The following is a 10042-nucleotide window of genomic DNA, read 5'->3' as shown; positions in this document are numbered from 1 at the left end:
GCGGACTTGAGGTCCTCCAGCCCGCGCGTTTCCTCGAGGAGCGCAGTGGGGCTGTCCGGGGCCGGGAGGCCGGCCAGCATCCGGGCCACCTCCGCGACCGTCACGCTTTCCGCCAATTCTGGAGCCATGCCGGGCTCCTGCACGTTGTCCATGAATCAAGTGTCTCTGCGTGCTATGACATTTATGGCCCGCCGGAGGCGTCCCAGCGCATCGGATGCCATGGGGGAGCTTCCCGTTCCGGGAGTGACTCCCGGAACGCTGCCCAGGACAATAGCCAGCTGAAGGCGCGTCAGCAAGGTGCCCAACGCGGAATTCAGCTCCTCCAACCGCCGGTACTGTTCGATGCCCCCCGCGGGATCCTCGGCCCGATGCATGTCCCGGAGTACGAGGTCGACGGTCCTGAGCAAGTCCAGGAGTGCGTCGTTACCGCTCGCCGCCACAGATGAGGCCTCGTCGGGCCCCTGATTGCCGTCCATGGAAAAACACTAGCGGGCACCTGCGACAGTAATGAGGCCCGTCGTACAGTCGTGCGACATGGGGCCAGCAGGCACGTCCCGGGCTCCGAGGTTGTGGGCTCTTACCGTGACGCACCCTTGACAACGGCGCCATTTAGTTAACTACTTAACTATATGGATGACTACAAGCAGCGAGACATCGTCGAAAGCGCAGCGTTCAAGCTCCACCGCGCCACGGCGCTGGTGGACCGGGTTGCAGACCGCTATCTTCAGGCACATCACGGAATCCGCTATTCAGGCTTTCTGGTCCTGCTGACCGTCGGCACACTAGGCCAGCAGACTCAACGACAAATTGCGGACGCCCTTGACGTGTCACGGGCGTCAATCACCCAGCGGCTGGGACGGCTCCTTGAGGACGAACTGGTCACGTCGGGACCGCACCCGGACGACGCCCGGGCGAACACAATCTCGTTATCCCAGAAGGGGGCGGCCCTGCTGGAACGCGCCTGGCAAGGTCTCGAAACCCATCAGGATGGTGTCGATGCGGGCGTAGACGAAGAAGCATTGGTTCAACAGCTCGACCGGATCATCGAAAATGCCCTGCGCGTGCTCAATCCGGAAGAGCAGGACCGCCCAAACCGGGACGACCCGCTACCTGACGCGGGGATGATTTCGTGATGCCGCTGGATCAGCTTGCCGCGCTTGGCGCCTGCGCCGTTCTGGCCGGTCTCGGGATCTTTCAGGGCGCTCTCATCGGCGGGGCGCCGCTCGGGAGAATGGCGTGGGGCGGACAACACGAGGTCCTACCCGCCAGGCTCAGGATCGGCAGCGGCGTGTCCATTGCCCTCTACGTCCTCTTTGCCTATGCGGCGCTGGCCAGGGCCGCCGTCGCGTCGCCGGTGGTCAACGACACCGTCACCGCGGTGTTTGTCTGGGCGCTGACGGCGTACTTCGCGCTGGGCGTGGTGATGAACGGGATCTCCCGCAGCCGACCGGAACGCCTCATCATGACCCCTGTCGCGTTGGTCCTCGCGGCCCTGTATCTTGTCCTTGCGCTCAGCTGATGGGTTATCGCCCCCCCAAGTGGCATGGCGGCCGGTCCCGGGGGTAGCGTCGAACCATGACTCCCGGACGCCCCGTACCGCCGCCCCTTGCCAAACCGCTTCCCGATCTGACCACGGACACCACGGACCCCACGCCGCCGGGGCCGCGCCTCGCCGCCGCCTATGGCGCGACTGCCAGCGACAGCGGCCTCGTTCCCCTGACGGTCGCGCGCCGCGCGCCGAAGGAGGACGACGTCGAAATCGCCATCGAATTCTGCGGGCTCTGCCACTCGGACGTCCATGCCACCCGGGGCGAATGGGGAACCCGGAACTACCCGCTGGTCCCGGGCCACGAAATCGTGGGCCGGGTGAGCCGCGTCGGGTCCGCCGTCGAGGATTTCAGCCCGGGCGAGCTGGTCGGCGTCGGCTGCCTGGTCGATTCCTGCCGTGAATGCGACAGCTGCCTCGACGGCCTCGAGCAGTACTGCGAAAACGGCATGACCGGCACCTACGGTTCGAAGGACCAGCGCAACGGGGACGCCAACACGCAGGGCGGCTATGCCACCTCGATCGTCGTGGACCGCCGCTACGTGCTGCACGTCCCGGAGAGCCTCGACCCGGCCGCTGCCGCCCCGCTGCTGTGCGCCGGCATCACAACCTACTCGCCGCTGCGCCACTTCGACGTCGAGGAAGGGGACGTCGTCGGCGTCGTCGGTCTCGGCGGCCTGGGTCACATGGCGGTGAAGCTCGCCAAGGCCATGGGCGCCGAAGTGAAGGTCTTCACGACGTCGGAGTCCAAGGTCGCCGCCGCCCGCGATCTCGGCGCGGACGAGGTCATCCTGTCCCGCGACGAGGCCGCAATGGACGCCGCCAACCGCAGCATCGACGTCATCATCGACACCGTCGCCGCACCCCACGACCTCAACCCGTATTTCCGCACCCTGCGCGTTGACGGAGCGCTCTTCCAGCTCGGACTTCCCTCGGAGGACATGCCGCCGGTGAATCCCGGCGCGCTGATCCGGCGCCGGATCGCGTACGCCGGCTCGCTGATCGGCGGCATTGCCGAAACCCAGGAGATGCTGGACTTCTGCGCCGGGCACGGCGTCACCTCCGACGTTGAGGTGGTCCGTGCCGACCAGCTCAACGAGGCCTACGACCGCATGGTGGCTGGAGACGTGAAGTACCGTTTTGTCCTGGACACCAGTACCCTCGGAACACCCTCGGAAAGGGCAGACGCATGAGCACTCTCTTCACCAGGATCATCAACGGCGAGATCCCCGGCCGCTTCGTCTGGCGCGAGGACGACGTTGTGGCGTTCCTGACGGTGGGCCCGCTCGCCGACGGCCACACCCTCGTGGTGCCGACCGAGGAAGTGGACCGCTGGACTGACGCGCCTCCCGAAGTACTCGCCCGTGTGATGCAGGTGGCTCAGAAGATCGGCGCCGTCCAGGTCGAGGTGTTCGACGCGGCACGCGCCGGACTCATTGTGGCCGGCTACGAGATCAACCACCTGCACGTCCACGTGTGGCCGTCCAACACGATGGCGGACTTCGACTTCGGCTCGGTGGACCAGAACCCCGATCCCGCCCGGCTGGACGCCAACGCCGAGAAGCTGCGCGAGGGGCTCCGGAAGGCCGGACACGCGGCCCACGTACCTCCGGCCTAGGGGCCCGCTACGCCGGCGCCAGCGCCTTGTTAAGGACTGCGCGGATCCGCTTTTCGGAGACGGAATAGGCAGTCCCCAGTTCGACGGCGAAGAGGCTCACCCGGAGTTCCTCGATCATCCAGCGGACCTGGGTTAACTCCGCTCCTGCCCGCCGGCCCGGGAGCAGGGCCGACACGGCGTCGTCGTAGTCGTCCTCCAGTGCCTGGACCGCCGCCATGTTCTGGGCATCCCGTTGGACATTGGTGGGGAGTTTCTCCAGGCGCTTCTCGATCGCCGCGAGGTAGCGCGGCAACTGGCTGAGCTGGCTGTAGCCCGTGCGTGCCACAAAACCTGGGAACACAAGCTGCTCCAGCTGGCTCTTGATGTCATTGAGGGCGCTGATCAGGGCCAGACTGGTGGTGCCCTTGAGCGACTTCTCGATCCGGCGGGTGCTGGCCAGGATGCGCTCCACGATGGCGGTGACCGTGAAGACCGTGTCGATGAGGTCCGCGCGGACCTTCTCGTACAGTGCGCTAAAGGTCGCCTCGTCCCACGGCAGTTCGGCGGGGGTGAGCTTGTCGATGGCGGCGAGGGAGCAGTCCGCAATCAGTGCCGTGACAGAGCCGTGCGGGTTCTGGCTGAACGTCAGCTTCTCGGTGTTGTTCAGGTGTTCCAGCACGTAGCGGTCCGGCGGCGGCACCTTCAGTGCGAGCAGGCGGATGATGCCGCCGCGCATGGCCTGTTCCTGTTCGGAACCGGTCTGGAAGAGCCGCAGGGCCACGGACTGTCCCTCATCCACGAGCGCAGGGTAGCCGGTGACGGTATGCCCCTTCACCGAGCCCTGGACCTGGCGCTGCACCGTTCCGAACGACCAGGAGGTCAGCCCCGACTTCTCGGCGAAACCGGTCGAGGCTGCCGAAACACCGGACGCCGCGGTTCCTGAGGCCACGCCGGCGGGGGCAGCCTTGCCGTTCGCTGTGGCTTTCGCCCGGCCGTTCGACGACGGCGCCGTGGTCGCGGGCGTGGCGCCCAGTGACTCGGCGATTGCCCGGCGGGTGGCCGGTGCCAGCCGTTCCTGCAGGACGCCGAGGTCCTTTCCTTCGTCCAGCACCTTCCCCTGGGAATCCACGACGCGGAAGCTGACCCGCAGGTGCGGCGGAACGGCATCCCAGTTCCAGGAATGCGGCGGGATGACCTGGCCGCGGATCCGGCGCAGAACCAGTTCGAGGGAGGCCTCCAGCTCGTCGGCCGCCGGATCAAAGCCCGCTTCGAGGGCGGCGACGGCCTGCCGGGCGACGTCCGGTGCCGGCACGAAGTTCTTGCGCACCTGCTTGGGCAGCGACTTGATGAGGGCGGTGACCAGCTCCACGCGCTGGCCCGGAATCAGCCAGCGGAACGCCGCATCGTCAAGCTGGTTCAGGAACAGCACGGGCACCTCAGCGGTAACGCCGTCGGACGGGTTGGGCGGCGACCCGGGGGCGACAGGATGGAACTCGTAGCTCAGCGGCAACTCAAAGCCCTTGTGCAGCAGGGTCTTCGGGTAGGCCGAGTCATCCAGGGCATCGGCGTCTTCACTGATCAGCAGCGCCTGGTCGAAATCGAGCAGCGCCGGATCCTGCTGCCGTGCGTCCTTCCACCACTTGTCGAAGTGACGCTCGGACACAACGTCCTTGCCGATCCGGGCGTCATAGAACTCGAAGAGGGTCTCGTCGTCGACCAGGATGTCCCGGCGCCGCATCCGCGCCTCCAGCTCCTCGACCTCGTGGAGCAGGGCACGGTTGCGGTGGAAGAACTTATGGTGGGTCTGCCAGTCACCCTCGACCAGGGCATGCCGGATGAACAGCTCCCGGCAGAGCTCCGGGTCCACCTTGCCGTAATTGATCCGGCGGCTCGGGATGATGGGCACGCCGTACAGCGTGACCTTTTCATGGGCCATCACCGAGCCCATCTTCTTGGACCAGTGGGGTTCGCTGTAGCTGCGCTTGACGAGGTCCGGCGCCACCTGTTCCACCCAGAGGGGATCGAACTTCGCGGCCACCCGCGCCCACAGCCTGCTCGTCTCCACAAGCTCAGCGGCCATGACAAAGGTCGGGGACTTCTTGAACAGGGCCGAGCCCGGGAAGATCGCGAAGCGGCTGCCGCGGGCGCCCGCATACTCGCGCTTGCGCTCATCGAGGATGCCAACATGGCTCAGCAGGCCCGAAAGCAGGCTGATGTGGATGCCCTCATGGTTGCCCACCGGATCGGCGAGGCGCTTGTTGTCCAGGCTGATGCCGAGCGGCCGGGCGAGCTGGCGCAGCTGGGCGAAGAGGTCCTGCCACTCGCGGACGCGCAGGTAGTTGATGAACTCGGCACGGCAGAGCCGGCGGAACGCCGTGGAGGAAAGCTCCTGCTGCTTCTCCTGGAGATAGTTCCAGAGATTCAGGAAGCCCGTGAAGTCCGAATTCTCATCCCGGAAGCGCGCGTGTTTCTCCGCGGCGAGCTGTTGCTTGTCGGTCGGGCGCTCGCGCGGGTCCTGGATGGTGAGCGCCGCGGCAAGGATCATGACCTCGCGGACGCAGCCGCGCTTGCCCGACTCGACGATCATCCGGCCGAGCCTCGGGTCCACGGGCAGCTGGGCAAGCTGCTGCCCGACGGCGGTCAGCCCGCCGCCGTTTCTGCCGGTCGCACCGCCGTTTCGTCCGCTAGCGGGCGGGCGGGCTGGGCGGCCGTCGCCGTCGCCCGTCTCTTCCTGCGGGCGCGCGGCACTCAGGGCGCCGAGCTCGCGGAGGAGGGTGACGCCGTCGTTGATGGCGCGGGAGTCCGGCGGCTCCACAAAGGGGAAGTTTTCGACATCCTTCGGACCGCGGGCGACGCCCATCGCGGTCATCTGCAGGATGACCGCGGCGAGGTTGGTGCGCAGGATTTCGGGATCGGTGAACGGCGGCCGGGACTCGAAGTCCTCCTCCGAGTACAGCCGGATGGCGATGCCGTCGGAGACACGGCCGCAGCGGCCGGAGCGCTGGTTGGCCGAGGCCTGGGACACCCTCTCGATCGGCAGGCGCTGGACCTTGGTCCGGTGCGAGTAGCGGGAAATGCGGGCAGTGCCGGTGTCGATGACGTACTTGATGCCGGGGACCGTGAGGGAGGTCTCGGCGACGTTGGTGGCGAGCACGATCCTGCGCTTGCCGCCGGGATGGAAGACTTTGTGCTGCTCCTGCAGGCTCAACCGGGCAAAGAGGGGGAGCACCTCGGTGCCGGCCAGCTTCCGGTTGGACTGGATCCTGCCGTTGAGGGCCTCGGCGGCGTCACGGATCTCGCGCTCGCCGGAGAAGAAGATCAGGATGTCGCCGGGCGCCTCCTGCGCGAGTTCGTCGACGGCGTCGCAGACGGCGTCCAAGGGATCCCGGTCCTCTTCCAGCTCGTCGTCGGAGGCATCGACGGCGTCGTCTCCTGCGGCGCGCGGGCCGCCGGCCGGCTGGGACAGCGGCCGGTAGCGGATCTCGACCGGATAGGTGCGGCCGGATACCTCAATGATCGGCGACGGATCTTCCTCGCTGCCGAAGTGCTTCGCGAAACGCTGCGGATCGATGGTGGCCGAGGTGATGATGATTTTGAGGTCCGGCCGCTGGGGCAGGATTCGTTTGAGGTACCCAAGAATGAAGTCGATGTTGAGGCTGCGCTCATGCGCCTCGTCGATGATGATGGCGTTGTATTTGCGTAGCAGCTTGTCGCGCCGGATCTCGGCCAGCAGGATGCCGTCGGTCATGAGCTTGACCTTGGTGTTGCGGCCGACCTCGCCGGTGAAGCGGACCTGGAAACCGACTTCCTGGCCGATCTCGACTCCGAGTTCCTCCGCGATGCGCTCGGCGACCGTGCGGGCGGCCAGCCGGCGCGGCTGCGTGTGGCCGATGAGCCCGTTCTCGCCGAGGCCCAGTTCCAGGCACATCTTCGGAATCTGGGTCGTCTTACCGGAACCGGTCTCGCCGGCGATGATGGTCACCTGGTTGGCCGCGATGGCGGCCATCAGGTCCTCGCGGCGCTCGGAGACCGGCAGCTCGGCGGGGTAGGAGATATGCAGTGTCATGGCTGCACCCAGTCTACTGGGAAGTGTTCCTGCGGCGGTTCCGGGACGTGTAAGTGCCCGGTCCCTGTCGGGGCCGGGCAGTGGTCGGTGGTTCGGGGTGCAGCTTGATGGAGGTCCCGGCCGGGTTCAGAAGATCCGGAAGGTGTAGTTGGTGCTGGGCAGGTCCAGGGCTGACCAATAGTTTTCCGAGCGGACCGGCGGGTTGTGGCCCAGCCCGTCCTTGCGGAGGGCGGCGGCGGTGGCGGCGAGGCCGACGACGATGAGGACAATGAGGGCGATTCCGAGGAGTTCCATACCTCCATGGTTCTCCGGTGCCAGGACGAAAAGAAGTGGCAGAAATGCCCAAAAAGCTATATTTTCTGCCACAGTGTCTGCCAGAATGGATGCATGATCAAATCAGTGGCAATGATCGTGGTCCCCAACTTCTCAATCTTCGAGTTCGGGACCGCGTTTGAGGTCTTTGGCGTGGACCGGTCGGACCGGGGGACCGGCGTGCCCGCCTTCGACTTCCGGGTCTGCACCCCGGCGCCGGGGGATGTCCCCATGAAGTCCGGGCTGTCCATGCATGTGGGGCTCGGACTTGACGCCGCAGCGGATGCGGACCTGGTCATCATGACCCCCTATGGCCGGGACGAGGATGTTCCCGAATCCGTCCTCGAGGCACTGCGCGCCGCGCACGCCCGCGGGGCGTGGGTCATGTCCATCTGCTCCGGAGCCTTCGCACTGGCCCGGGCCGGGTTGCTGGACGGCCGCCGCTGCACCACCCACTGGCATTACTCCCAGGAGCTCGCCAGCCGGTACCCCGCTGCCCTGGTGGATGAAAACGTCCTCTACGTCGAGGACGGCCGGATCATCACGAGCGCCGGGACGGCCGCGGGCATCGACGCGTGCCTGCACCTGGTCCGGGTGGAATTCGGCGCCACCGTTGCGGCAGCCATCGCCCGGGACATGGTGGTTCCGCCGCACCGCGACGGCGGCCAGGCCCAGTTCATCGACCGGCCGATCCCGGTCTGCGGCTCAGCACCGATGGAGGAACTGCTGCAGTGGATGGTGCGGCATCTGGGCGAGGACCATTCGGTCAACGAACTCGCCGCGCGCGTCCACATGTCGCCCCGGACGTTTGCCCGGCGCTTCCGTTCCGAGACGGGGGCGACCCCGGCGGCCTGGCTCAACTCCCAGCGGGTGCTGCGGGCACAGGAGCTGCTCGAGACCACGGACCTCAACATCGACGAAATAGCGCGAGAATCCGGATTCGGCCACTCGGTGCTGCTGCGGCACCACTTCGCCAAGGTGCTGGACACGAGCCCGCAGTCCTACCGCCGCACCTTCCGCGGACACCTGGCCGCTGCTGTCTAGGGGACCTGGGCGGTCTGAGGCTAGCCAGGATCCGACGCAGCCGTGTCCTCGGCCGTGTCCTCGGCCGCGGCGCGGGCGCATTCGACGAGGTCCCGCCACGGACCCGTCAGCTCACGCTCCGGCAGGACCGCCCGGCGTTGATCGGCCCGGATGCTGTACAGGAACCGGTCTGGCTGACCGGTTGTCCCGCTGACTCCGGCGACGGCGTCCCACGGGCACGCTTCGATGAGCGGTTGCCACCGGTCGGTGTCCTCGGGCGGCTCGGGCCTGACGGTCCACGTCCGCTTCATGCCGGCCACGCCGCCGCTGCGCTGGACAGTTATCTTCATCGGACTCGGATCTTGATCGGACTCGGATCTGCTGGAACGTGGCCTAACGCCTCGCTCCCGGGAACTTTACCTTCACAGTTTCCCACGCCGACCGCACGGCGTCATGCTCTTTGGATTCTGCCCCGAAGAGCTCCGAGGCAGCGGCGGCGGTGGCCTTGGCGAACGCGCCGAACGTGGCGCTCGGGGCCAGGGTGCCGCCCGTCAGCGTCTCGTACCAGATCCGGCCCGGAGCGTCCCATGCATTTCCGCCGAGGGTGGTGGCAACCAGGCAGAATGCCCGGTTGGGGATCCCGGAGTTGATGTGGACGCCGCCGTTGTCAGCGCTCGTGTGCACATAGCCGTCCATGGAGGCCGGCTGCGGGTCCTTGCCGAGCACGTCGTCGTCGTACGCCGTGCCTGGAGCCTTCATGGACCGCAGGGCGGCCCCTTGGACCCTGTCGGTGAAGAGGCCCTCGCCGATCAGCCAAGTCGCCTCCGCCGTCGACTGCTTCCGGACAAACTGTTCAACGAGGGCCCCGAAGACGTCGGACATTGATTCGTTCAACGCGCCGGCCTGGTTGCGGTACACCAGCCCGGCCGAGTACTGGGTGACGCCGTGGGCGAGCTCGTGGCCAATCACGCTCAGCGATTTCGTAAACCGCTGGAAGACCTGGCCGTCGCCGTCGCCGAAGACCATTTGCTGGCCATCCCAGAACGCGTTGTCGTACAGGCGGCCGTAGTGCACCGTGGCATCGAGGTGGAGGCCGTTGCCGTCAATCGAGTTCCGGCCGAAGGCCTCGGCGTAGAGGCGGTGGGTGTGTCCCAGCCCGTCATAGGCCTCATCGGCGGCGGGGTCGCCGGTGGGCGGTTCCCCCTCCTTACGGACCACGCTGCCGGGGAGCTGCTCGGCGAACTTGGCGTCGTAGACCGTTCGTTCCGGCGGGGACGGATTGAGCTCCCGCATGCCCGGATGGCTGCCGGGCCCGGGAACCGCGCGGGATGCCTGGAAACTCGGGACGTGCAGCAGGGCTTCCTTCGCCGCACGCGCGGTTGCCGAGAACTCCGGTTCGCGCTGGGCTGCCAGGCGGCGGAGCAGGTACGGAGGGATGATGGAGCAGTACATGTGAGACCCCTTTGTGCTTCGGCGGGATCCCGTGGTGGTGCGGCGG

The 10042-nt window shown here is 67.0% G+C and carries 10 protein-coding genes; 5 read left to right on the top strand and 5 right to left on the bottom strand.

All coding sequences use genetic code 11. From position 1 onward, the window contains the following. Positions 1–155: 155 nt before the first annotated feature. A complete protein-coding gene (locus K789_RS26250) occupies positions 156–476 on the bottom strand; it encodes a hypothetical protein (RefSeq protein WP_024367592.1) in 321 nt (106 codons plus the stop codon). A 153-nt stretch (positions 477–629) separates the two neighbouring features. On the opposite strand from K789_RS26250, the gene K789_RS24100 reads away from it, so the two are divergent. Genes K789_RS24100 through K789_RS0115720 form a run of 4 tightly spaced genes read left to right on the top strand, consistent with a single transcriptional unit; the run spans position 630 to position 3164 of the window. Then, positions 630–1133 (top strand): MarR family winged helix-turn-helix transcriptional regulator, encoded by a 504-nt coding sequence (locus K789_RS24100; RefSeq protein WP_024367591.1) that lies wholly within the window; start codon positions 630–632, stop codon positions 1131–1133. Beyond that, positions 1133–1519: a hypothetical protein gene (locus K789_RS0115730; protein WP_029705145.1), complete on the top strand. Its 387-nt coding sequence runs from the start codon at positions 1133–1135 to the stop codon at positions 1517–1519. Before K789_RS24100 ends, K789_RS0115730 begins: the two co-directional genes overlap by 1 nt. A gap of 56 nt (positions 1520–1575) precedes the next feature. Then, on the top strand, positions 1576–2739 hold the full coding sequence (locus tag K789_RS0115725) for an NAD(P)-dependent alcohol dehydrogenase (RefSeq protein ID WP_024367589.1): 1164 nt from the start codon (positions 1576–1578) through the stop codon (positions 2737–2739). Further along, a complete protein-coding gene (locus K789_RS0115720; protein ID WP_024367588.1) occupies positions 2736–3164 on the top strand; it encodes an HIT family protein in 429 nt (142 codons plus the stop codon). Before K789_RS0115725 ends, K789_RS0115720 begins: the two co-directional genes overlap by 4 nt. 7 nt (positions 3165–3171) lie before the next feature. On the opposite strand, the gene hrpA is transcribed toward K789_RS0115720, so the two are convergent. Together hrpA and K789_RS25695 are read right to left on the bottom strand one after the other, a co-directional pair. Beyond that, positions 3172–7209, bottom strand: a complete 4038-nt coding sequence (gene hrpA, locus K789_RS0115715; protein WP_024367587.1) for an ATP-dependent RNA helicase HrpA — start codon at positions 7207–7209, stop codon at positions 3172–3174. Between the two features lie 126 nt (positions 7210–7335). Next, positions 7336–7503, bottom strand: a complete 168-nt coding sequence (locus K789_RS25695; protein WP_192815776.1) for a hypothetical protein — start codon at positions 7501–7503, stop codon at positions 7336–7338. A gap of 93 nt (positions 7504–7596) precedes the next feature. On the opposite strand from K789_RS25695, the gene K789_RS0115705 reads away from it, so the two are divergent. After that, positions 7597–8565, top strand: a complete 969-nt coding sequence (locus K789_RS0115705) for a GlxA family transcriptional regulator (RefSeq protein ID WP_024367586.1) — start codon at positions 7597–7599, stop codon at positions 8563–8565. A gap of 20 nt (positions 8566–8585) precedes the next feature. Here the strand turns inward: K789_RS0115705 and K789_RS0115700 are convergent, their stop codons facing one another. Next, complete coding sequence (locus tag K789_RS0115700) at positions 8586–8894, bottom strand: protealysin inhibitor emfourin (protein ID WP_024367585.1); 309 nt, start codon at positions 8892–8894, stop codon at positions 8586–8588. A gap of 43 nt (positions 8895–8937) precedes the next feature. Next, positions 8938–9996: a M4 family metallopeptidase gene (locus K789_RS0115695; RefSeq protein WP_024367584.1), complete on the bottom strand. Its 1059-nt coding sequence runs from the start codon at positions 9994–9996 to the stop codon at positions 8938–8940. Positions 9997–10042 lie beyond the last annotated feature (46 nt).

It is taken from the genome of Arthrobacter sp. TB 26, from assembly GCF_000427315.1.
In the GTDB taxonomy this organism is placed as follows: Bacteria; Actinomycetota; Actinomycetes; order Actinomycetales; family Micrococcaceae; genus Arthrobacter.
Note: the sequence above shows the minus strand (reverse complement) of the source record. Positions and strands in the feature narration are given on the sequence as shown.